19 protein-coding genes, 1 tRNA gene, 1 pseudogene and 1 other annotated feature are annotated in these 21,839 nt (G+C 66.7%); of the genes and pseudogenes, 8 read left to right on the top strand and 13 right to left on the bottom strand.

Translation table 11 applies throughout. From position 1 onward, the window contains the following. From C995_RS0112855 to C995_RS0112820, 8 genes and pseudogenes are all read right to left on the bottom strand, one after another. Positions 1-400, bottom strand: a pseudogene (locus tag C995_RS0112855) (transposase); the annotation flags it as partial. Then, positions 6-122: a sequence feature (AL1L pseudoknot), on the bottom strand. It overlaps the preceding pseudogene by 117 nt. Positions 401-649: 249 nt before the next feature. Beyond that, positions 650-723: transfer RNA gene (locus C995_RS0112850), tRNA-Gln, on the bottom strand. Positions 724-762: 39 nt separating this feature from the next. Further along, complete coding sequence (rpsI, locus tag C995_RS0112845) at positions 763-1,155, bottom strand: 30S ribosomal protein S9 (protein WP_018860552.1); 393 nt, start codon at positions 1,153-1,155, stop codon at positions 763-765. Positions 1,156-1,184: 29 nt separating this feature from the next. Then, entirely contained in the window at positions 1,185-1,613 is a 429-nt protein-coding gene (rplM, locus tag C995_RS0112840; RefSeq protein WP_012981954.1) for a 50S ribosomal protein L13, read from the bottom strand. A gap of 251 nt (positions 1,614-1,864) precedes the next feature. Next, a complete protein-coding gene (locus C995_RS0112835) occupies positions 1,865-2,395 on the bottom strand; it encodes a DUF4168 domain-containing protein (protein WP_018865329.1) in 531 nt (176 codons plus the stop codon). 100 nt (positions 2,396-2,495) lie between these two features. Then, entirely contained in the window at positions 2,496-3,053 is a 558-nt protein-coding gene (locus tag C995_RS0112830) for a hypothetical protein (RefSeq protein ID WP_018865328.1), read from the bottom strand. Positions 3,054-3,341: 288 nt separating this feature from the next. Next, positions 3,342-4,778, bottom strand: a complete 1,437-nt coding sequence (locus C995_RS0112825) for a sigma-54 dependent transcriptional regulator (protein ID WP_018865327.1) — start codon at positions 4,776-4,778, stop codon at positions 3,342-3,344. Further along, positions 4,775-6,310: an ATP-binding protein gene (locus C995_RS0112820; RefSeq protein ID WP_018865326.1), complete on the bottom strand. Its 1,536-nt coding sequence runs from the start codon at positions 6,308-6,310 to the stop codon at positions 4,775-4,777. The genes C995_RS0112825 and C995_RS0112820 overlap by 4 nt, the downstream gene beginning before the upstream one ends. Positions 6,311-6,673: 363 nt before the next feature. Here C995_RS0112820 and C995_RS0112815 point away from each other — a divergent pair, with 363 nt between their 5' ends. Next, positions 6,674-7,354, top strand: coding sequence for an MBL fold metallo-hydrolase (locus tag C995_RS0112815; RefSeq protein WP_018865325.1), 681 nt, complete (start codon positions 6,674-6,676; stop codon positions 7,352-7,354). A 108-nt stretch (positions 7,355-7,462) separates the two neighbouring features. Here C995_RS0112815 and htpX read toward each other — a convergent pair whose 3' ends face one another. Together htpX and parC are read right to left on the bottom strand one after the other, a co-directional pair. Then, positions 7,463-8,350 (bottom strand): protease HtpX, encoded by an 888-nt coding sequence (htpX, locus tag C995_RS0112810; protein ID WP_018865324.1) that lies wholly within the window; start codon positions 8,348-8,350, stop codon positions 7,463-7,465. 111 nt (positions 8,351-8,461) lie between these two features. After that, positions 8,462-10,723 carry a DNA topoisomerase IV subunit A gene (parC, locus tag C995_RS0112805; RefSeq protein ID WP_018865323.1) on the bottom strand — a complete coding sequence of 754 codons (2,262 nt, stop codon included), beginning with the start codon at positions 10,721-10,723 and terminating at the stop codon, positions 8,462-8,464. A 108-nt stretch (positions 10,724-10,831) separates the two neighbouring features. Between parC and C995_RS0112800 the strand changes: the two genes are divergently transcribed. Both C995_RS0112800 and C995_RS0112795 read left to right on the top strand, forming a co-directional pair. Beyond that, complete coding sequence (locus C995_RS0112800) at positions 10,832-12,256, top strand: phospholipase D-like domain-containing protein (protein WP_018865322.1); 1,425 nt, start codon at positions 10,832-10,834, stop codon at positions 12,254-12,256. Positions 12,257-12,363: 107 nt separating this feature from the next. Then, positions 12,364-15,255 (top strand): EAL domain-containing protein, encoded by a 2,892-nt coding sequence (locus tag C995_RS0112795; protein ID WP_018865321.1) that lies wholly within the window; start codon positions 12,364-12,366, stop codon positions 15,253-15,255. On the opposite strand, the gene C995_RS0112790 is transcribed toward C995_RS0112795, so the two are convergent. Continuing rightward, the gene (locus C995_RS0112790) at positions 15,256-16,983 is read right to left on the bottom strand and encodes a diguanylate cyclase domain-containing protein (protein ID WP_018865320.1); all 1,728 of its coding nucleotides are present in this window, start codon (positions 16,981-16,983) and stop codon (positions 15,256-15,258) included. A gap of 156 nt (positions 16,984-17,139) precedes the next feature. On the opposite strand from C995_RS0112790, the gene C995_RS0112785 reads away from it, so the two are divergent. Continuing rightward, the gene (locus tag C995_RS0112785) at positions 17,140-17,619 is read left to right on the top strand and encodes a DUF3293 domain-containing protein (RefSeq protein ID WP_018865319.1); all 480 of its coding nucleotides are present in this window, start codon (positions 17,140-17,142) and stop codon (positions 17,617-17,619) included. Positions 17,620-17,672: 53 nt separating this feature from the next. On the opposite strand, the gene C995_RS0112780 is transcribed toward C995_RS0112785, so the two are convergent. Next, entirely contained in the window at positions 17,673-18,143 is a 471-nt protein-coding gene (locus C995_RS0112780) for a CopD family protein (RefSeq protein ID WP_018865318.1), read from the bottom strand. A gap of 147 nt (positions 18,144-18,290) precedes the next feature. On the opposite strand from C995_RS0112780, the gene C995_RS0112775 reads away from it, so the two are divergent. Then, positions 18,291-19,367, top strand: a complete 1,077-nt coding sequence (locus C995_RS0112775) for an SO_0444 family Cu/Zn efflux transporter (protein WP_018865317.1) — start codon at positions 18,291-18,293, stop codon at positions 19,365-19,367. Further along, on the top strand, positions 19,339-20,001 hold the full coding sequence (locus C995_RS0112770) for an O-methyltransferase (protein ID WP_018865316.1): 663 nt from the start codon (positions 19,339-19,341) through the stop codon (positions 19,999-20,001). Before C995_RS0112775 ends, C995_RS0112770 begins: the two co-directional genes overlap by 29 nt. Positions 20,002-20,023: 22 nt before the next feature. Here C995_RS0112770 and C995_RS13650 read toward each other — a convergent pair whose 3' ends face one another. Continuing rightward, positions 20,024-20,440, bottom strand: coding sequence for a hypothetical protein (locus tag C995_RS13650; RefSeq protein ID WP_018865315.1), 417 nt, complete (start codon positions 20,438-20,440; stop codon positions 20,024-20,026). Positions 20,441-20,541: 101 nt separating this feature from the next. Here C995_RS13650 and C995_RS0112760 point away from each other — a divergent pair, with 101 nt between their 5' ends. Beyond that, on the top strand, positions 20,542-21,120 hold the full coding sequence (locus C995_RS0112760) for a hypothetical protein (RefSeq protein WP_019623688.1): 579 nt from the start codon (positions 20,542-20,544) through the stop codon (positions 21,118-21,120). Then, positions 21,117-21,683 (top strand): cytochrome c, encoded by a 567-nt coding sequence (locus C995_RS0112755; protein ID WP_018865313.1) that lies wholly within the window; start codon positions 21,117-21,119, stop codon positions 21,681-21,683. The genes C995_RS0112760 and C995_RS0112755 overlap by 4 nt, the downstream gene beginning before the upstream one ends. Positions 21,684-21,839: the final 156 nt, after the last annotated feature.

Genomic DNA, 21,839 nt, shown 5'->3' with positions numbered 1-21,839 from the left:
GTCGACGGGGCGATCGGCAGTACCCGGACGATCGGCTCGACCCCGTAGGCCTCGCGATGGGCGTCGATGAACGCCAGCATCACTTCTCGTGGCGGTCGAGCTCCGCCTGGGCAAAAAACGCCGAAGCCTTGCGCAGGATCTCGTTGGTGCGCTTGAGCTCGCGGTTCTGCCGCTCCAGCGCCTTCAGGCGTGCACGCTCGCTGTCGGATAGCGCCGAGGCATCGTCCCGCTCGCGCTCCGCACGGCGGACCCACAGCCGCAACGTCTCCGCCGTACAACCGATCTTCGGTGCAATCGACTGGATCGCCGCATGCTGCGACGAATACTCCTCCTGATGCTCCCACACCAGCCGCACCGCCCGTTCCCGGACTTCCGAGCTATACCGTGTCGTCTCACTCATCGCTCTATCCTCCCAAGGATCAGAGCCTCCGGAAAAGTCGGTACGGTTCATGAGCCCCTTCGAGGGGCACACCGCCATGGCTGGGGGACCAGGATGATTCGGCGGCTACGCCGCCTCACCCCTTCGGGGCTGCACGCGCGCTGCGCGTGCAGTGCTTCGCTGCGCTCCGCCGAACCTTCCAGGTTCGAACCCTGGGCTCGCTCAAATATCCATAGAGAAGGGCCCCACGAGGGGGCCCTTCTCTATGGATGGCTGGGGGACCAGGATTCGAACCTGGGTTGACGGAGTCAGAGTCCGTAGTCCTACCGCTAGACGATCCCCCAGTAAACCGGGTGCCGTACGCTCCGGCACTCGAGCGCGGTTTAGCGCTTCGAGTACTGGGTCGCGCGGCGGGCCTTGCGCAGGCCGACCTTCTTGCGCTCGACCTCGCGGGCGTCACGGGTCAGATGACCACCGCGACGCAGCGGCGAACGCATCTCTTCGTTGTATTGCACCAGCGCGCGGGCAATGCCCAGACGAATGGCACCGGCCTGGCCGTTGCCGCCGCCGCCTTCCACAGTCGCGATCACGTCGAAGTTCTCGGTGGACTCGGTGGCCTCCAGCGGCTGACGCACGACCATGCGCGAGGTCTGGCGGCCGAAGAACTCGTCCAGCGGCTTGTCGTTGACCGTGATGTTGCCCGTGCCCGGGCGCAGGAACACGCGGGCCGAGGAGGTCTTGCGACGGCCGGTGCCGTAGTATTGATTGGTAGCCATACGGATCGATTTCCCTTGCTGTTTAGCCGTCAGATGTCGAGCGGCTGCGGCTGCTGCGCGGTGTGGCGATGCTCGGTACCGGAGTACACCTTGAGCTTCTTGAACATGGCGCGGCCCAGCGGGTTGCGCGGCAGCATGCCCTTCACTGCGAGCTCGAGCACCTTCTCCGGATGACGGTCAATCATCTGGTTGAAATTGGCTTCCTTGATACCACCCGGGTAGCCGGTATGGCGGAAGTACTTTTTGTCGCTGGCCTTGTTGCCGGACACGCGAATCTTTTCCGCGTTGATCACGACGATGTAATCGCCAGTGTCCACGTGCGGCGTATAGACGGGCTTGTGCTTCCCGCGCAGGCGACGCGCGATTTCCGTGGCGAGGCGGCCGAGGGTCTTGTCCGCGGCGTCGACCAGGAACCAGTCGCGTTCGACTTCAGCCGGCTTGGCGCTGATGGTGCTCATGTCTTGATGCTCCGATGTCGGGGCGATTCAGAAAGCGCGCAAGAATAGCGCTTCCTGCCGCCCGGTTCAAGAGACGCGGGGGGATTATTGCCCACGCCCATCGATACCCTGCCAGAGAATGCCCCTTCGGGATCTTGCGCGTTTCCCGGCCGGGAAACAGCCGCCCCGAAAGAAGCCAATAAAAAGGCCGGCACGAAGGCCGGCCCTTTCTGGACCCGGGCGCGAGGCCCGGGGTCCGAAGCGCAGACGGATTACATCTCCGCTTCGGCGCGCTCCTGGACTTCCTGCATCAATTCGGGATCGTTCTGCAGGGCCATGGCCACCTCGTTGTACTCCTCGACGGTCATGCCGGCGTCTTCAACAGCGCTGACCATTTCGTCCTGGGCCTCCTGCTGCATGGACTGGGCCTCGGTTTCATCCTCGGCTTCCTGCAGGCGGTTGGCGAAGTCTTCGCGCACTTCCTGGACGGCCACAAAGGCGCCCACGAACGTGTCGATATCTTCTTCGCTCAGGTCCACTTCAGGGGCTTCCTGAGCGGGCGGGGCACCAGCAGCACCACCTTCCGGCGGAGCACCACCTTCAGGCGGCTGACCACCCTGGGCACCACCTTCCGGCGGCTGGCCACCCTGCGGCGGGGCACCACCTTCGGCACCACCCTGCGGCGGGGCCCCTTCGGCGCCACCCTGTGCACCACCCATGTCGCCGGTCTGCGCGGTCGCCACGCCACCGATCGCGAACATGGAAGTCAAAGCAAATGCGAGTGCGGTCTTGCGAAAGCTCATCTTCTCTACCTCTTCCTCTGGGTTAAAAAAATTCCTGAGGCTCCTGCCTCAGGAATGGGGGCCGGGCAGACGGATACTGCCCGGCTTGCCCGTTAGCCCCTTACCAGTCGGGGCTGTCGTCGTCATCGTCATCGTCGTTATCATCGCCAGCCGGGGCTTCACCGCCAGCCTGGGCCATTTGCGGAGGCATGCCGCCATTGCCCTCGTCGTCGTCATCTTCGTCCGCAGGGCCCGCAGCATCACCGGCCTGGACCATCTGCGGGGGCATACCGCCATTGCCTTCGTCGTCGTCATCTTCTTCGGCCGGAGGCGCACCAGCTTCACCCGCCTGGGTCAGCTGCGGGGGCATACCGCCACCATTGCCCTCGTCATCGTCATCTTCTTCGGCCGGGGGCGCACCAGCTTCACCCGCCTGGGTCAGCTGCGGGGGCATGCCGCCGTTGCCCTCATCTTCGTCGTCGTCATCGGCCGGCGGTGCGGCAGGCTCGCCCGCCTGGACCATCATCTGGGGCGGCATACCACCCTGTTCTTCCTGTTCATCCTCGTCCGGTGCCTCGGCACCTTCGCCCATGCCCTGGGCTTGCGCGGCGCTCAGGCCACCGAGGGCGAACAGGGAACTCATGGCGATGGCAAGAGCAGATTTACGGAAAGTCGACATAGTGCTTCTCTCCTTCATTTGAAGTTTCAGCACAGTCAACGGAATGGGCTCGATTGGCTTTCGGTTGACTGCACCCAAGGAGATAGCAGGGCCCGTGCCAACAACGGCCAAAGAACTCGAGATCGTTTTTGTTCAGATACTTACGAAGAAACCTGCTTTCACGGTGCGGACCTGGGTCACGGGAAAGCCCGGGTCAAAATGACACATGGGTCAGGGCGACCCGGGTCAGTACGGCCCATCGAGGGCAAGGGTCAGTCTGACAGGACGCACGACCACAAACACAGGCGCTTATTCCCGGGGAGAATCTGCCTCGCTCTCGCCGAGCTTGCGATAGAGCGTCTTGCGGCCGATCCCCAGGATGCGTGCAGCGCGCTGCTTGTTGCCCTCCACATGCTCCAGGACCCGGCGTACATAGGCCTGTTCGACCTCGGCCAGACTGGGCCAGTGACTGTCATCGCCGGTTCCGGGTACCGGCAGACCGGCGCCGGAAACAACCCCGGACGATTCATGCGATCCGCTCGTGGCCTCTGACTGGCGCACACGCTCGGGCAGATCCCGCAGCTCGATCACCTCGCCGGTTGCGAGGGTCGCCGCACGCTCCATCAGGCTGGCCAGCTCGCGGACGTTCCCGGGAAAGCTGTAGCGCAGCAAGGCGCGCATCGCCTCGGGACTCAGCTCACGCGCGGGTAGCCCGCGCGCCAGCGCCTGTTCGCGCAGGAACTGCTGCGCCAGGCGCTCGATGTCATCCCCCCGTTCGCGCAGGGGCGGTATCTCGATGCGAAAGGTTTCGAGGCGGTAATAGAGGTCCTCGCGGAATTGTTCCTGGCGGATCCGTTCCTGCAGGTCCTGGTGTGTGGCGGCCACGATGCGCACGTCCGTCTCGATCTCCTCGTTCGAGCCCACCGGGCGGACCCGCCCGTCCTGCAGCAGCCGCAGCAGCTTGCTCTGCATCGCCACCGGCATCTCGGCGATCTCGTCCAGGAACAGCGTGCCGCCATCGGCTTCCGTGAAAAGACCCCGGCGCGCGCCCTTGGCCCCACTGAAGGCCCCGGCGACATGCCCCAGCAGCTCCGACTCCAGCAAGGTCTCCGGGATCCCCGCGCAGTTCAGCGCAATGAACGGCCCGTTGGCGCGGTCACTTTCCGCATGCAGGGCGCGGGCAACCAGCTCCTTGCCGGTCCCCGATTCGCCGGTAATGAGCACGCTGCCATCGGCCGCGGCGATCCGCCGAATCAGGTCGTGCAACTTGAGCATGGCCGGGCTCTTGCCCTGCATTCCATGGAAGCTCTCGTCGGCAGCGAGGACCTCGCGATACTGGCGCACCTCCGCCCGCAGGCGGCGGGCCTCGGCGACCCGCTCGGCCGCCAGGCGCAGGTGGTCCAGATCGACCGGCTTGGTCAGGAAGTCATCCGCACCCGCCTTCAGTGCCGTCACGGCCTGATCGATGGTGCCGAAGCCAGTGAGCATGATGAACCCGGGCACCGGCACCGTGTCGCGCGCCACCTCCAGAACGCGGAAGCCATCGGCACCGGGCAGACGCAGATCACTGACCACCAGCGAAGCGGTTTGCTGACGCAGGACCTGCTCGGCCTCCTCGGCCGACTCCACCGCGGTGACCGTATAACCCACCTCGGCCAGTTCCTCGGCCAGGAGCTCGCGATGCCCCCGGTCGTCCTCGACGATCAGCACGCGATCGTTCAGTTCGTCACCCCGGGACATGCTCATGCCGCTCCTCCACCTGTTGCCTGCGCGTCCTGGACCGACTCCGACCCGGACGGTTCCGACTCCCCTTCGCGACAGGCGCCGGAAGCGAGCGGCAGCGTGACTACAAAGCGCGTGAGTTGCGGATCGTCGCGATCCAGCCTTACCTGACCGCCATGATCCTCCAGCGCCACCTGTGCGACCGCCAGCCCCAGGCCAGTCCCCTCGCCCGTCGGCTTGGTCGTAAAGAAGGGTTCGAAAAGGCGTTCGGCCTGCTCATCCGAGATGCCGCGCCCCACGCGCGGGCCGTCGTCGGCCACCACGAATTCGAGCGTGTCGCCCTGGCAAGACCAGCTCACCCGTACGCATTCGGCAGCGGCCTGCGCGGCGTTGTCGATCAGGTTCTCCAGGGCCTGCCCCAGACGCAGCCGGTCGGCCGCCACGGTCAGCGGCCCTCCATCCAGATCAAAGCGTACCCGCTCGCGGCCCTTGCCACGCTCCTGCACGCGCGCCACGATCTCGCGCACCAGCCCTTCCAGTTCCAGCGGGCGCTGCTGCAGTGGATTGCGTCGCGCAAAATCCAGGAGCTGGCGCACGATAATCTCCACGCGCTCGAGTTCGGTCTGCAGTTCCTTCATCTCCTTGTGCGCGGGTTCGCCCTCGGGAAGTCGTCGCGCGGCGCGCTGGGCGCGCCCGGCGATAATCCCCAGGGGCGTGCCCAGTTCGTGCGCGACCCCGGCCGCCAGCTGGCCGATGGCCGCCAGCTTTTCCGAGTGACGCAGTTTTTCCTCCAGCCGCGCCTGCTCCTCGCGCTGGGCCTGCAACGCGGCCTCGGAGGCCTCGCGGCGCTCCAGCATCCCGTTCATCGTGATCGCCAGACGGCGCAGTTCCCAGGGGCCCCTCTCCGGGGCTCGCAGCCCGCGCTGGCCCTCGCCGATATCCCGCATGGCACCGATCAGGCGCGCGACATGACGCCCGACCGCACGATGGTGGCCAATCAGCACCACCAGCAGGAACAGCACGCTGACCGCCAGCATCACCATGCCTCCCTGCCAGCGCAGCTGCGAGACATAGGCGCGGAACGGCGAGACGTCGCGGGTCACCTGCAACAGACCGACGATACGCCCGGCGGAGTCCGACAGCGGCAGGAAGAACGAGAACACCTCGCGTCCCTGGTGCTCGTCGAACGCACCGAGGCTGCCGGTCTCGCTGATCGCCTGGGCCTCGCCCGGGTGGCGGATCGTGGGGCTGGGCGGTCCGCTGGTAGCGACCATGTCGCCCTGGGCGTCATAGACGTAGACGCCAAACACCTGGTCGATCTGGAACAGCGAGTCCAGTGACTGCTGCACCGTGGTCACGTCCTGATCCATCATCGCGGTGGCTACCGGCAGGCGAATGGAGCGTGCGACCAGCTCGATATCGGCCTGCATGCGGTTTTCCATCTGGGTCTGGAACTCCTGCAGCCCGAGCGTCACCGTACCCGCGACCACCAGCAGCAGGGGCAGCAGGACAAACAGCAACACCGCATTGCGCAGACTGTTCAGGCGTGTGGGCATCGGACGTTCGGGGGCCAGGACATCGCTGCCATGTTAGGCAGGGCTTTGGCGGGATGCGAATTCCGGGCAAAAAAAAAGCGCGGGTCGAAGCCCGCGCCAAGAAAACCACCAAAGGAGGATGGAGGAGTCCGCTGATGCTGACAGGGGGTCAACAAACAGCGTATGCAAATCTTCTAATATAGCGATCTTCTTGTCAAGCGGCCTCGTACGCAGGGGGTCGTACTCGTGGGCCACTCCGCTCGACCGCTTTTTTCAAGACCTGCACACCCGTAAGGACGCAGAGGCGCGCGTTCTATTCCCGGATTCTCGTCACGAACTGAAAAAAGGCACAATCGTGTTCTCACTACGGATTGATGCAGCCCTATGCTCCGCCACTTGAGCCATCCCGTGACCGCGCTGGCCCAGAACGCCACCCTGATCTGGTGCGACCGGACACTTGCCGCCGCCTGGGTGGACCCCGGGGCCGAAGCCAACACGTTGATCGAGATCGCAAGGCGAGAAGAAGTACGGCTGGACTGCATCCTGCTAACCCATGGCCACCTCGACCACGTTGGTGCGGCTGCCGAGATGGCCCGGCGCTGCAACATCCCGATCCTGGGCCCACAGGCCGAGGATGCCTTCTGGCTGGATCAGCTGCCGATGCAGTGCCAGATGTTCGGTTTTCCCGAGATGCCTGCGCTGGTACCCGACCGCTGGCTGCACGATGGCGAGAAACTATCGCTGGGCGAGGCAACGCTGGAGGTACTCCACTGCCCGGGGCACACCCCGGGTCATATCGTGTTCTTCGATCGCGAAAGCCGCCTCGCCCTGGTGGGTGACGTGCTGTTTCATGGTGCCATCGGGCGCAGCGACTTCCCGCGCGGCAACGGGCCGCAACTGATCGAATCCATCACCCAGCGCCTCTGGCCGCTGGGCGACGATGTGCGCTTCGTGCCCGGGCACGGTCCGGAGTCGACCTTCGGGGAGGAGCGCCGCAGCAACCCGTTGGTCGGGGATGCGGCTCTCGCCGCTGGCGGCCAGCCTGGCCGCGGACGCTATTATTGATGCGTTTCGCTTCGCTCAACGCATCCTACGAGCGGACCCGCCCCCCCAAACGAAGAAGGCCGCCCTGTGGGCGGCCTTCCCGATTCCTGCCTGACGACCCGATACGGATCAGCTGTTTGCCCGCAGCGCCGCGATGCGCTGCTCGATCGGCGGGTGGCTCATGAACAGCTTCTTCAGCCCCTGGGCCATGCCCCCACGGATGCCGAAGGCGGCCATCTGATCGGGCATGTCCACCGGACGTCCCGACGCGCGCGCCAGCGACTCCAGCGCACCGATCATCTTGTCGCGACCGGCGAGCTTCGCGCCCGCCTCGTCGGCCCGGAACTCGCGCTGACGGGAGAACCACATGACGATAATCGAGGCGAGGATCGCCAGGATGATCTCGGTGACGATGGTCGTGATCCAGAACGCCGGGCCATGGCCCGCCTCGTTCTTGAACACCACGCGGTCGACGAAATGACCGGCCACACGTGCCAGGAAGATCACGAAGGTGTTCACCACGCCCTGGATCAGCGCCAGCGTGACCATGTCGCCATTGGCCACGTGCCCGACCTCGTGGCCCAGCACAGCCTCGACCTCGCCCTGGCTCATGTTCTGCATCAGCCCGGTGCTGACCGCGACCAGCGCGTTGTTCTTGCTCATGCCGGTAGCGAAGGCGTTCGGGTCCGGGGAGTCGTAGATGCCCACCTCCGGCATGCCGATCCCGGACTCGCGGGCCTGGCGCTGCACCGTCTCCACCAGCCACTGCTCGGTCGCATTGCGCGGCTTGTCGATCACATGGACCTTCATGGTCTTCTTCGCCATCCACTTGGAGATGGCCAGCGAGATGAAGGAGCCGCCAAAGCCGAACACCGCGGCAAAGATCAGCAGCGCATTGAGGTCGAGGTGGACCCCCTCCTCGTCGAGAATGCGCTCCACACCCAGCAGGCGCAGGGTGATGCTGAGCACGATAATGATGGCGAAGTTCGTCGCCAGAAACAGCGCAATACGTTTCATGAAGCCTTCCTGTACTCCATCAATTAAATCTTCGGGATGTGCTTATAGTCGGGGCATGGCCGCAAAATTCAAGCCCGACCCCCTCCACAGACCACGGTTGGTCCCCGTGGTTCAGGCCGGACGCACCTCGATCCAGTCGGCGTTCTGGTAGCCGCGCGGCAGCTGTCGGCCGCGCCGGGCGCGCTCGCCAACGTACTCCGCCCACTCGGCCGGGGCCAGCGCCTTGAAGCGCTTGCCGGCGTGCACGACCAGGGTGTCCTGCGGAGACAGCACGGCCACGTCGAGTACCCGTTCGGAGCCGTCCTTGAGGGCCGCGGACGGGATGCCGATCAGCTTGTTGCCCTTGCCGCGCGCCAGCTCCGGCAGCTCGGTGGCCGGGAACAGCAGCAGGTAGCCGCGGGTGGTGACGACCGCGATGTGGTCCTCGTGCGGGTTGCGCACCGGGGCCGGCTGCAGCACGGCGGCCCCATCGGGCACGGTCAGCACGTTCTTGCCGGCCTTCTGCCGGCCCAGCAGATCGCCCAGCTTCGCGACGAAGCCGTAGCCGTGATCCGAGCCCAGCAGCCAGCGGTCTTCCTCCGCGCCAGTGGCCATGCCGACAAAGCGCGCGCCCTCCGGCGGGTTCACGCGGCCGGACAGCGGCTCGCCCTGCCCGCGCGCAGACGGCAGGGTATGCGCGGGGATCGTGTAGGTGCGGCCGGTGGAGTCGATGAACGCGACCGGCTGGTTGCTGCGCCCGGTGACTGCGGCCTGGAAGGCGTCCCCGGCCTTGTAGTTCAGGCCGCGGGCGTCCACCTCGTGGCCCTTGGCTGCGCGCGCCCAGCCCTTCTCCGACAGCACGATGGTCAGCGGCTCGGTGGGCACCAGCGCGGATTCGTCCAGCGCCTGCGCGGCGGCGCGCTGGACCAGCGGCGAGCGGCGCTCGTCGCCGTAGTCCGCGGCGTCCTTCTCGATCTCGCGGCGGACCTGGGTGCGCAGGCGACGCTCGGACCCGAGGGTCTTCTCCAGCTGGTCGCGTTCTTCGCTGAGTTCGTCCTGCTCGCCGCGGATCTTCATTTCCTCGAGCTTGGCCAGGTGGCGCAGCTTCAGCTCCAGGATCGCCTCGGCCTGGATGTCGGACAGGCCAAAGCGGCTCATCAGTTCGGGCTTGGGCTGGTCGTACTCGCGGATGATCGCAATCACCTCGTCGATATTGAGATAGGCGATCAGCAGGCCTTCCAGCACATGCAGTCGCGCCTGCACCTTCTCCAGACGCCACTGCAGGCGCCGGCGCACGGTCTCGATGCGGAAGCTCAGCCATTCACTGAGCAGCCCGGCCAGGTCGCGTACCTGCGGTCGGCCGTCCAGGCCGATCACGTTCATGTTCACGCGGTAGGTCTTTTCCAGATCCGTGGTCGCGAACAGGTGCGCCATCAGCGCCTCGACATCCACGCGATTCGAGCGCGGGGTAATCACCAGGCGGGTCGGGTGCTCGTGGTCGGACTCGTCGCGCAGGTCCTCGACCATCGGCAGCTTCTTCGCGCGGATCTGGCTGGCGATCTGTTCCAGCAGCTTGGCCCCGGAGACCTGGTTCGGCAGCGCGGTGACCACGATGTCGTCGCCTTCGCGTTCATAGCGCGCCCGCGCGCGGATCGAACCCTGCCCGGTCTCGTAGACCTTTCGCAGCTCCGCGGGCGGGGAAATGATCTCGGCCTCGGTGGGAAAGTCCGGCGCCGGCAGGTGCTCGCACAGCTCCGCGACCGTCGCCTTGGGGTTTTCCAGCAGGTGCACGCAGGCCGCGGCCACCTCGCGCAGATTGTGCGGCGGGATGTCGGTGGCCATGCCCACCGCGATCCCGGAGCCGCCGTTCAGCAGCACGTTCGGCAGCCGCGCCGGGAGCATCTTCGGCTCCTCCAGCGCGCCGTCGAAGTTCGGCACCCAGTCCACCGTGCCCTGCCCCAGCTCCGAGAGCAGCAGCTGTGCGTAGCGCGACAGGCGTGACTCGGTGTAGCGCATCGCGGCGAAGGACTTGGGATCGTCCGGCGAGCCCCAGTTGCCCTGCCCGTCGACGAACGGGTAGCGGTAGGAGAAGGGCTGCGCCATCAGCACCATCGCCTCGTAGCACGCCGAGTCGCCGTGCGGATGGAACTTGCCGAGCACGTCACCGACGGTGCGCGCCGACTTCTTGTACTTGGCCGTGGCCGAGAGCCCCAGCTCGCTCATCGCGTAGATGATGCGGCGCTGCACGGGCTTGAGTCCGTCGCCGATGTGCGGCAGCGCACGGTCCAGGATCACGTACATGGAGTAGTCCAGGTACGCCTTCTCGGTAAAATCCTTCAGCGGCAGCTGCTCGCCACTGTTGGCGAACAGGCTGGGGGTCTCGATATCGGTCATCGGCTCTCTCGAAGGGCGGATGGATCACCATGGCGGCCTTTTACCGCACGCCCGGCCCGCGTACTGTAGCGATCACGCCGCCACCGTTCCATTCCCGGGGAGAATGCCGTGCTGGGTACCGGCTGGACCGCCAGTATCACTGCCTTTGCCGCTTTTGCACTGGCCGCCGCCAGTGTGATGCACGCACTGCTCCAGCGCCGCGAGACCGGCACTGTCATCGCGTGGGTGGGCCTGATCGTTCTGCTGCCGGTGGCAGGATCGATCCTGTACTGGATGTTCGGGGTCAACCGCATCCGGCGCCGCGCCCACGCCCTGCGCGAGGGCCATCTGCTGGTCGACCCCGCGGCGCACAACACCAACGAGACGGGCATTCCGCCACGCTGGTCACGACTGCTCGGCTGTGGCGATCGGCTCGCGCCGTTTCGCGCCAGCACAGGCAATTCGGTACGCCCGCTGCTCAGCGGAGACCAGGCCTACGCGGCGATGCTCGAGGCGATCGATGGCGCGTCACGGAGCATCACCCTGGCGACCTACATCTTTGATTACGACGTGGTCGGACAACGCTTCGTGCGCCACCTCAAAGCGGCCCGCGACCGCGGTGTCGAGGTGCGTGTGCTGATCGACGGTATCGGTGCCCGCTACAGCCGCCGCAATACCCTGCGTTTTCTCAGGCGGGCCGGCATCCCGGCCGCCGCCTTCATGCCCGTGCATCACCTGCCGCGCACCCTCGCCGCATTCAATCTGCGCAATCACCGCAAGATGCTGCTGGTGGATGGCGAACACGGCTTCACCGGCGGCATGAATATCCGCCGCGGGCACAGCGCGAGCGATCCGGGACCGCACCCTATACAGGATCTGCACTTCGAGGTTCGCGGACCGATCTGCCTGCAGCTCCAGCGGATATTCGCGGAAGACTGGCAATTCAGCACCCAGGAGAAACTGGAAGGTGCACCCTGGTTCCCGGAGATGTCGCGCCCGGCCGGTGCGCTCTTGTGCCGCGCCCTGCCGGACGGCCCCGATGAGGACTTCGAGGTCATCAAGTTCACCCTGCTGGCCGCAATCGCGGAGGCGCGCGAACGCATCACCGTGGTCACGCCCTACTTCCTGCCCGACCTGGAGCTGCTGGGGGCCCTCAAGGCCGCAGCGTTACGGGGTATCGAGGTTGATCTGCTCCTGCCCGCACGCAACAACCTGCGCCTGGTCGAATGGGCCGGCCGCCCGCTGCACGGAGAGATCCTCACGCGCGGGTGCCGCATCTGGCTAACGCCCCCTCCGTTCAACCACTCCAAGCTGATGCTGGTCGACCGTGAATGGATCCTGGTGGGATCGGCCAACTGGGACCCGCGCAGCCTGCGGCTCAACTTCGAGTGCAACCTCGAATGCCTGGACCGCGAGCTGGCACAACAGCTGGCCGACTGGGCGGAGGACCTGCGTTCGCGTTCCCACCCGCTGACGCTGGACGATGTTCACGCCCGCAGCCTGCCCGCCCGACTGCGCGACGGCGCCGCACGCCTGCTGACCCCGTACTTGTAAGTCGCCCCCGCGGCGCGCAAACCGGCCCCGGCTGTGCTTAACTCTCAAGAGAGTATGGGTTTTCGCCGCTAACACTAAAGGGAAAACCCTGACCCAGGGGGTCGATCATGGACGGTCCACTGATCGCAGCGCTGTACCTGCTCGCCGGGCTATGCGTATACGCCACGGCGACCCACCTGCTGCACGCCACCCAAAGCCTGCGCCGCGCGGAACACCTGCTGTTTGCCGCGATGTGCCTGCTGGTTGCAGGTGCCGCGATCAGCGTTGCCCTGTCGTACCAGGCAGCAACCATTGAGGCCTATACCGGCCCCATCAAGGCGTATTACGCCCTGATCGCGCCTCTGTATGTGCTGTTCGCTGCCTTCATCGCACGCTATACCGGCACCCCCGCGCGCGGCCTGCTCGTAATCCTGGGGGCCCTGGTGGTCGTCGTCTGGGTCGTCAATGTCCAACAGCCCTATGGGTTGCAGCTGGGCGAGGCCGCGGAGCTGCGCACGGTGACCCTGCCCTGGGGCGAGACGGTATCGCTCGCGGCAGGCCCCTCGAGCCCGTGGTTTCTGCTGGGGCTGTCCGGTCTGCTGCTGGTGTTCGGCTTCGCCCTGTGGGCACTGTTGCATCGGTGGCTGCGCGAGGGTGGCACGAGCCCCCTGGTCCTGCTGGGAGCGATCGTGCTGTTCCTGCTGGGGACGGCCCAGGGCGCCCTGGTACGGCTTGGTGCCATCGATTCCATTCCCCTCGCGGTGTTCGGCTATCTGGGTATGATCCTGGTCATGAGCCTGGCGCTGCACCGGGAGACCCAGGAACGCGTGCGTGAATCGGAACACCGCTTTCGCGACCTGGTGCAGCAAGCCCCCGTCGCGGTAGAGGTGCTGACGCCCGAGGGCCGAGTGCGCCAGGTGAACGCCGCCTGGGAAGCGATGCACGGGCGCGATGGCGAACGCGTGCGGGATTCCAGCGTGTTGCACTGCCCTGATCCCATCGACGGACGCATCACCGAGGCGGTCCGCGCAGCGGCTCGGGGCGAACGGCAGTACATCGGGCCGTTTGCTGATCGAACGGGGCTCGACCCTGTCACCCAACAGGCGGGGAACCGCTGGTTGAAGGGTTGCGTTTACCCCCTGAAGGACCACCGGGGCGAGGTGCAGGACGTCATCGTGATGCAGGAGGACATCACGCTCGCCCGGCGTGGCGAAGAGGCCCTGCGCGTGATCGCCCAGGGTTTTCGCGCCCACGACCGGGAGAGCTTCTTCCAGAATCTGGTACTGCGGCTGCGCGAGGTCTTTCGTGCCGACTATGCCCTGGTGGGTGTCAATGTCCCGGACATGCCTGGCCATATCGAGACAAAGGCACTTTGTCAGGGTGGCGAGCTGGTGGACAACATCCGCTACGCCCTGACCGGAACCCCCTGTGACGAAGTGCTCGCGCGCGGCCTGTGCGTCTACCCCGACCACGTTCAGGAGCTATTTCCGCAAGACGGGCTCCTGGTGGAGATGGGGGCTCGCAGCTATCTCGGGGCTCCCATGCTCGACAGCCAAGGGCGCGAGCTCGGACACTTCGCCATCGTCAATCGCTACCCGCTGGACGAGACCGAGCAGGCAGCCGGCATCCTCGAGATCTTTGCCGACCGGGCCGCGGCCGAACTCGAACGACTGGAAGGCGAGGAACATATCCGCCGACTTGCCTATCACGACCCGCTAACCGGCCTGGCCAATCGCACCCAGCTGCACGATGCGCTGACCCGGGATCTGGATCTGGCCTATCACGGGGGTCTGCATGGCGGGCTCATCCTGATCGATCTGGACCACTTCAAGACCATCAACGATGCCCTGGGGCACGCGGTCGGTGACACCGTGCTGGCCGCGGTCGCCGACCGCCTGCGCCAGAACGCACCCGAAAAGGCGCTGGTGGTACGCCTGGGCGGAGACGAGTTCGCCACCCTGATCCATCCCCGACGCGCATCACGTCAGGCGACCGAGGCCACGGTCAACGACGCGGCCCACCGGCTGCTGGACGCCCTGCAGCACCCGATTGTGGTGGGGGAACGCACCTTCAGCGTCGGCGCCAGCCTGGGCTGCGTGCTGTTCCCGGACGCAGGTCAGACCTCCTCGGATGCCTTGCGCCATGCCGACATCGCGCTGTATCAGGCGAAGCGGGCGGGACGCGGTGGAGTGCAGTTCTACCGCCATGCCCTGCAGGACGAGGCTCACGCCCGCCTGCAGATCGAGGAGGGGTTGCGCCAGGCCCTGGCGAACCGGGAGATGCATCTGGACTACCAGGCCCAGTTCGATGCCCAGGGGCATTTGATCGGTGTCGAGGCACTGTTGCGCTGGACACACCCGGGACTGGGCCCGGTCAGCCCGGCACTGTTCATCCCCATCGCCGAGGAGACCGGGCTGATCCACTCCATCGGCACCTGGGTCATCGAACACGCCCTGGATAACCTTCGGGGCTGGCACGCCCGGGGCCTGCCGCTGCCGCCTCGCGTGGCCATCAACATCTCGCCCTGGCAGCTGGCCCGCCCCGATTTCGTCGAACAGCTCAGGGAGCGCGTGGAGGCTACCGAGCTGGACCCCGGCCGGATCACCCTGGAGGTGACCGAGTCGGGTCTGCTGCGCGACCTGTCCGACGCCATCGCCAAGCTGCGGGCCCTGCGCAAGTTCGGTGTCCAGGTGGCACTGGACGATTTCGGCACGGGGTATTCGTCGCTGGCCTATCTGCGCGATCTGCCGCTGGACGAGCTCAAGATCGACAAGTCGTTCATCGACGAGCTGGTTCACAAGGGCGAACAGATGCTGATCGAGAACATCCTCGATATCGGCCACAACATGGGCCTGCGGGTGATCGCCGAGGGCGTGGCGCAGGAGGCCCAGCGCCAGCGCCTGCTGGCCCTGGGCTGCACACGTTTCCAGGGGTTCCTCTACGGCGAACCGATCGCGGAAGACGAATTCGCGGCCTGGCTGGAACGTAACGTCACCCCGGCCGTGCACCGCCAAGGCTGATTAGCGGGTCTCCAGACCAAGGCCACAGCCCAGTGGCCCGCGCCGGCGATGCCGCGTACCCGCCTGGCTGACGCGGCTGACATCGACCTGTTCGTGCAGCACGATTCCACCGCCCCCGGCCTCCTTGGCCGCATACATCGCACGATCCGCCTGCAGCATCAGGCCCTCCGGGTCCGCACTGTCATGCGGGTACAGGGCCGCGCCCATGCTGAGCCCCACCTGCACCGCCTCGCGATTGACCTCGATGGGCTCGGCAAAGCGTTCAATCAGTTTCAGCCCGACCCCGAGCAGGGCATCCGGGTCGTCCATGTTCTCCAGCAGGATCACAAACTCGTCACCGCCCATGCGGGCCACCACATCGCTCTCGCGCACCCCTTCGCGCAGGCGCCCGGCCACCGTCACCAGCACCACATCGCCCGCGTCGTGACCCAGGCGGTCGTTGATTGGCTTGAAGCCGTCCAGGTCGCAGACCACCAGGGCCAGCCCCGTCTCGTTGCGCTGGGCACGGCGCATGGCTTGGCGCAGGTGTTCCTGGAACAGGCTGCGGTTGGCGAGGCCGGTCAGCGAATCATGATGGGCCTGATGCCAGAGGCGTTCCTCGGAGGCCTTCTCGAGGGTGACATCCCGCACCATTCCCAGGACCTGCAATGGCCGACCCGTGTCGTCACGGGCGATCTCGCCTTCCACGCGCACATGACGCACCCCCCCATCCGGACGCACGACCCGGTGATCGACGCGATACACCGCCTCGCTGGCCAGCGCCTGGTTGATGGTGCGCCGTGCGCGCGCGCGGTCATCGGGATGCACCGCATGGATGTAGGACTCGAAGCCCGCCTCGTTCAGTCTGGGATCCAGCCCGAAGAGTTCGAACACATGGGCGGACCAGTTCAACTGACCGTTGCGGATATCCCAGTCCCAGAACCCCGCACCTGCGCTGCGTTGTGCCTCTTCCAGGCGCGCCGTGGTCTCCTCGAGCTCCGCCGTGCGGCGCGCCACTGCCGCCTCCAGCCCCCCCTGGGTCTCGCGCAGGCGCGCCTCCACTCGCGCACGCTCGCGCAACTCTTCCTGCAGCGCCTGGTGGTTGCGCCGCAGGCGATAACGCACACGCCCCCCGAGCAGAACGATCAGAACGGCCGCCAGAACAGTCGCCCAGAGCATCCATTCCTGGCTTTGTTCATGGCGTTGCGCCATGGCCTCGATCGCCTGGGCGTTGTCGCGGTGAAAGTTCTCCAGGATGCGTTCCATCTGCCCCAGGACTTCCTCCTGGATCGGCATCAGATCGGCGTACAGCATGCCCAGGGCCTCGTTACGGTCCCCGACCAGCGCGAGATCGACAATATCTTCGAGCAGCGGGGCGCCGATCGAAGTCAGCTCGCGCAACTCCTGCATGCGCTGGCGATCCGCGGCCCCTTCCGCCTGTGCCTCGGCCGCCGCCAGCGTCTCGACGAACTGGGGCGCGAGATCGCGAAACTCCCGGTGGTAGCGTTCCTGCAGCGCGGTGTCCTCCGCGCTCACCACCAGCGAGGCGCGCAGCACTCGCTCGCGCACCAGGCTGCGCATGCGGTGGACATGGTCGACTTTCTGGATGTGTTCCTCGGTGAGGGTCTGGATGTCCTGCTGCAGGTGTTGCACCCGCAACCAGCTGAAGACCGCGATTGCCGCGACCAGCAGCAGCACCAGCGCAAACACGCTGGTGATTCCCGGGACGCGCAGGCGATCAACGGACACGATCAGCCCGCCGGCCTTCCGGCCCCCGGGGCATGCGCCCGCGCAATCGTCGGGTCGTCACCGACCGCCCGGCAGGTCTGAGTCCAATCCTTGACGCGCATGCTGTCCCCCTGTGTGATCGTGAATCCACACGACCACACGCGAGAGTGCCCCGGGATGGCGCCAAACTCAAGAGGGGACGGGACACCGATCGACACGCCCGAGACAAAGGCGGCGCTGACCCGGGCCTACGCCGCCACGCACTACCGGATCGAGGCCCCCGGGCAGACGTTGTTCCTGCGCATCGGCCAGCGCGACCCGCGTCTCGAGGCCGCCCTGCAGGCACAGGGGGTGAGCCGGGCCAGCCTGCTGACCGCATGGAACCCGCGCAGCCACCTTGTACCGGAGCCGGAGAACCGCGCGCGACAGGCCCGCCTCGAACGCGATCTCGCGCAGGCCGGCTGGCACTGCTGGCCCACGGTCCACCGGGACCCGGCCGGCCACTGGCCCGACGAGCCCGGCTACTGCGTGCTGGGGATGGGCGCCTCCGAGCTGGATGCCTGGCTGGTCGGATTCGACCAGAACGCGGCCGTGGTGGTCGAACCGCCCAGCGTGCCACAACTGGTCTGGCATCCGGCCCTGCGAACAACGGATTGAGAGGGCGCAACGCGGGCAACGCTGCGCCTCCGGCCGGCTGCCCGGCGCAGGCCTTATTGCGGCATCAGCGGACCACCGGAGGCCACGATGATGGTGACCAGCCCGATCAGGGTGTTGATACCCACCAGCCGGCGGATCTGGCCCAGACGGCGCAGGCCCTCCGCGGTTTCACTGGCCGCGATCGCCTGGCGCATACGGCGGTACGGGGCGAATACCACATGGGCGAAGATCGCCATCATGATGAGGCCCAGCGCCAGCATCGTGTGCACACTGGGATGCACGCTGTCCATGCCGCCAAACACCAGGAAGATCATGTGGAAGCCGGTGATCAGCAGCGCCACGACCGCCGCCCACACCCAGGGGAAGAAGCGCTGAAACACCTCTTCCCACAGGCGCAGCCGCGCCATGTCGTCGAGCTGCCGCGCGGCCGTCGGCCGCAGGAACATCCAGGCGAAGAACATCCCGCCAACCCAGATCACGACCGCCAGCACGTGCACCACGGTGGCCAGTGCATACCCTTCCATATTCCGCTCCTTGTCCGTTTCGGATGATTCCGTGGCGCAGTGTAGCCGGGCACAGCGGACTCTGCCGACCCCTGTCTCGTTAACCACCATCCGTCGCTGCCCTCGCGGACTCTTGCAGCGGCGACGGCCCGAGGCGACGATCGACCAATGATCGCCGCGATCCTGAGCGCTACGCTGGAACTCGCCCTGACGGCCGCCCCGTGGCTGCTGCTGGGCCTGGCCGCGGCCGGACTGGTCAAGGCCTTCCTGCCAGGGGCGGCGCTGCAGCGCTGGCTGGGCGGCACGGGTCTGGCACCGACCGCCCGCGCCGCCATTGCCGGGGCACCCTTGCCGCTTTGCTCCTGCGGGGCGATCCCGACCGCCCTGGCACTGCACCGGGGCGGCGCCGGACGGGGCCCGACCACGGCGTTCCTAATCGGTACCCCGGGCGTGGGCGTCGACTCGGTGGCGATCAGCTATGCCCTGCTCGGCCCCCTGATGACCGTCGCCCGGGTCGCCGGCGCCGTGGTGACGGCCATCGCCACGGGCCTGCTGGTCGGGCGCACGCACGCTCCCGCGGCGCATGCGGACGATACGCGGACCCCACAAGACGGCTGCACCGCGGCTTCCTGCGACGAAGGGGGCGCAGCATCCGCCACGGCGCCGGGCCCATGGACGCGCCTGCTGGAGGGCCAGCGCTACGCGTTTGGCGACGTGCTGGATGACATCCGTCTCTGGCTGGTGATCGGACTGTTCGTTGCCGGGGCGTTGCTGGCCCTGGTGCCACCGGCCGCACTGGCGGAATATGGCAGCGGGCTGCCGGCCATGCTGCTGCTCGCCGTGATCGGCATCCCGATGTACCTGTGTGCGACCGCGGCCACCCCCATCGCGGTCGCCCTGCTGGCGGCCGGGGTTTCTCCTGGCGCCGTGCTGGTATTCCTGCTGGCCGCCCCGATCACCAGCCTGGCGACCCTGGGCGTGTTCCGGCGGGAACTGGGCAACGCTGCGCTGAGTCTTTACTTACTGGGCATTGGCGCCAGCACCATCGCGCTGGGTCTGATACTGGATGCCGGGCTGAGCGCGACCGGGCTGAGCCCCGGGATCACCCCGGGACAGGCCACCGAATGGATCCCGCCCGCTGTCGAGTGGGCCGCACTGGTCGTGCTGATGGTGCTCGCCCTGCATCCACTACGCTGGCCATTGATAAGGAACCGTGATGTCCAACCGTTCGATCGGACTCGATGACCGCCTCCAGGCCTATGTGCTGGACCGCTCGCTGCGCGAGTCCAGCCTGCTCGCGGAGCTGCGTGCGGAAACCGCGGGGATGCCAGAGCACAACATGCAGATCGCCCCCGAACAGGGGCAGTTCATGGCCCTGCTGGCGCGTCTGATCGGGGCCCGGCGCTATCTGGAAGTCGGCACCTTTACCGGCTACAGCGCACTGGCCGTAGGGCAGGCCCTTCTCGAAGGCGGCGAGGTCGTCTGCCTGGACAACAGCGAGGCCTGGACCGCGATCGCCCGGCGTTACTGGGACCGGGCCGGCCTGGACGCGCGCATGGACCTGCGCCTGGGCGATGCACGCGCAAGCCTGCAGCAACTGGAGGCCGAAGGGCAGAGCGAGCGCTTCGATCTTGCATTCATCGACGCGGACAAGACCGGTTATCCGGCGTATTTCGAGGCCTGCCTGCGACTGGTCCGCCCGGGCGGACTGATCATGGTGGACAACACGCTCTGGCATGGCCAGGTGGCCGACCGGGACTGCGATGACGAAGACACCCGGGCCATCCGCGACTTCAATCAGGCGCTGCATCGCGACGAGCGCATCGACCTCTCGCTGGTACCGATTGGTGACGGCCTGTCCCTGGCGCGCCGCCGCTAGCGACCGGTCGCGAAACGACAGATCAGCGGCAAAGCCCGTCGCCGGACAGTCCTCGGCGGCAGATCACGCGCCGCTCCACCCCGGTCACCGCCCAGCCGTCCTCGCGTTCACGGAGGGTCAGCCGGTATTCGTGATCGCGCACGGCATCGTCGCGCAGGTTCTTGACGAAGACCTCGGCCCGCTCCCGCCGCTCGTAGCGGATTTCGAGGCTGGAATAGTCCGTGCCCAGACCCTCGCGCCAGCCGCTGGCATCCACCCAGTCCATCACCGCCGCCCCCGGCGTCGCGGCCGGTTCGAGTTCCGGGATCTCGAGTGGCTTGCGTTCGGTCGGCTGCGGCTGGAACACGTCGGTCGCGCCCTTCTGCTCCGAGGGAAATGGCGCACACCCCGCCAGCAGGCCCATTACCAGCACCGCCCCGATAACCCGTTTGTCGCCCATCGCGTGCCTCCGGTCGCAAATCCATCGCCGATTGCAACAAATTGCACGGCGCAAACGTCCTATCATCACATGACCACAAGCCCATTCCCACGGGGGATACGATGATGGACCACATCCGCACAACAGGACTCGCCCTGGTGGCCGCTGCCGCACTGGCGCTCAGCGCACCACTCGTGCTGGCCGAGGAGCAGGCCGCCGAGGACGAAACCGCGACCGAAATGGAGGAGCTGCGCGAAGACTGGGCGCAGACACGCGAAGAGATTCAGGCCGATGCCGAACAGGACCGCGAAGCGGCCCGCTCGCGCTCCCGCGAAACCCTGGACACAATGGACCAGCAGCTTACGACCCTGCGCGAACGCACCCGCGAGGGCTGGGACGATCTGAGCGATGCCACCCGCGAGCGCCGCGAACAGGCCTATGACGCCCTGGTACGCGAACGCGACAACCTGGCCGAATGGTCCGCCGAGACCCGCGATCGCTCCGCCGGTGCATGGGAGGGAGTGCGCGAAGGGGCCCGCGATGCCTGGGGCGGCGTACGCGACGGTTCACGCCAGGCCTGGGATTCGGTACGCGACGCCTTCCGCGGCGAACGCGCGCCAGCCGAACAGGACGACCCGGACGCTGTGGAGGCCCCGCAAGAACCGGCCGACACCGACGATCCGGCACTGGAGGGCGAATGAGCCCAAGCCGACACGGACGCCGGCTACCCTCGCTCCTCCCTTCCCTGGCCGCGCTGTTCGCCAGCGCGGCCCTGGTCGGGTGCGACGGTCTGCCAGGCCTAGACACCACCCCAGAACACCATAAGCAGGACTGGGACGAAGAAACCCTGCAATTCGGTGAACGGCTGTACATGCAGCACTGCGCGGTCTGCCACGGCGAGAATCGCGAGGGGGCGGAGAACTGGCGCCACCGCGACGAAGACGGCTACCTCCCGCCCCCGCCCCTGGACGGCAGCGCCCATACCTGGCACCACCCCTACTGGCAACTCCGGGACATGATCCGCTACGGCGCCGAACCGCGGGGCGGGGCCATGCCCAGCTTCGAAGACACGCTCTCCTACGACGACGTGGAGGCCATCATCGCCTACCTGCAAGCGCAGTGGCCCGACGAGATCTTTGAGGCGTGGACCCAGTACGACCGCAACCACCCGACCCAGGAGGCCTGGGAGGAAGAAATGGGCGAACCCTGGATCACCCACGAGTCGGATCCGCGCAGTCATTCCACGGGACACGAACATCCCTGAAGGGTTGTCTGGCAGGGATTGCCCGCACCCAACTGCGGCTCGCGAGGGCCATAGCCACCTCCAGGCAGGGGAATAGCGGCTTGCGCCAAGGCGTCTCCCGAGATGTAACGCCCGGAAAGGGTTATGATCCGCCGCGTTCACACCCAGGGTATGGAA

Source organism: Thioalkalivibrio sp. ARh3 (assembly GCF_000377265.1).
In the GTDB taxonomy this organism is placed as follows: domain Bacteria; phylum Pseudomonadota; class Gammaproteobacteria; order Ectothiorhodospirales; family Ectothiorhodospiraceae; genus Thioalkalivibrio; species Thioalkalivibrio thiocyanoxidans.
The sequence above is the reverse complement of the archived record's forward strand: the minus strand, read 5'-3'. Positions and strand labels throughout refer to the sequence as shown.

What these genes read in the sequence shown, in the direction of transcription:
- rpsI (WP_018860552.1), bottom strand. Translation starts at nt 1,155, where the DNA reads ATGGCTACCAATCAATACTACGGCACCGGCCGTCGCAAGACCTCCTCG.
- rplM (WP_012981954.1), bottom strand. Translation starts at nt 1,613, where the DNA reads ATGAGCACCATCAGCGCCAAGCCGGCTGAAGTCGAACGCGACTGGTTC.
- C995_RS0112835 (WP_018865329.1), bottom strand. Translation starts at nt 2,395, where the DNA reads ATGAGCTTTCGCAAGACCGCACTCGCATTTGCTTTGACTTCCATGTTC.
- C995_RS0112830 (WP_018865328.1), bottom strand. Translation starts at nt 3,053, where the DNA reads ATGTCGACTTTCCGTAAATCTGCTCTTGCCATCGCCATGAGTTCCCTG.
- C995_RS0112825 (WP_018865327.1), bottom strand. Translation starts at nt 4,778, where the DNA reads ATGAGCATGTCCCGGGGTGACGAACTGAACGATCGCGTGCTGATCGTC.
- C995_RS0112820 (WP_018865326.1), bottom strand. Translation starts at nt 6,310, where the DNA reads ATGCCCACACGCCTGAACAGTCTGCGCAATGCGGTGTTGCTGTTTGTC.
- C995_RS0112815 (WP_018865325.1), top strand. Translation starts at nt 6,674, where the DNA reads ATGCTCCGCCACTTGAGCCATCCCGTGACCGCGCTGGCCCAGAACGCC.
- htpX (WP_018865324.1), bottom strand. Translation starts at nt 8,350, where the DNA reads ATGAAACGTATTGCGCTGTTTCTGGCGACGAACTTCGCCATCATTATC.
- parC (WP_018865323.1), bottom strand. Translation starts at nt 10,723, where the DNA reads ATGACCGATATCGAGACCCCCAGCCTGTTCGCCAACAGTGGCGAGCAG.
- C995_RS0112795 (WP_018865321.1), top strand. Translation starts at nt 12,364, where the DNA reads ATGGACGGTCCACTGATCGCAGCGCTGTACCTGCTCGCCGGGCTATGC.
- C995_RS0112785 (WP_018865319.1), top strand. Translation starts at nt 17,140, where the DNA reads ATGGCGCCAAACTCAAGAGGGGACGGGACACCGATCGACACGCCCGAG.
- C995_RS0112780 (WP_018865318.1), bottom strand. Translation starts at nt 18,143, where the DNA reads ATGGAAGGGTATGCACTGGCCACCGTGGTGCACGTGCTGGCGGTCGTG.
- C995_RS0112775 (WP_018865317.1), top strand. Translation starts at nt 18,291, where the DNA reads ATGATCGCCGCGATCCTGAGCGCTACGCTGGAACTCGCCCTGACGGCC.
- C995_RS0112770 (WP_018865316.1), top strand. Translation starts at nt 19,339, where the DNA reads ATGTCCAACCGTTCGATCGGACTCGATGACCGCCTCCAGGCCTATGTG.
- C995_RS13650 (WP_018865315.1), bottom strand. Translation starts at nt 20,440, where the DNA reads ATGGGCGACAAACGGGTTATCGGGGCGGTGCTGGTAATGGGCCTGCTG.
- C995_RS0112760 (WP_019623688.1), top strand. Translation starts at nt 20,542, where the DNA reads ATGATGGACCACATCCGCACAACAGGACTCGCCCTGGTGGCCGCTGCC.
- C995_RS0112755 (WP_018865313.1), top strand. Translation starts at nt 21,117, where the DNA reads ATGAGCCCAAGCCGACACGGACGCCGGCTACCCTCGCTCCTCCCTTCC.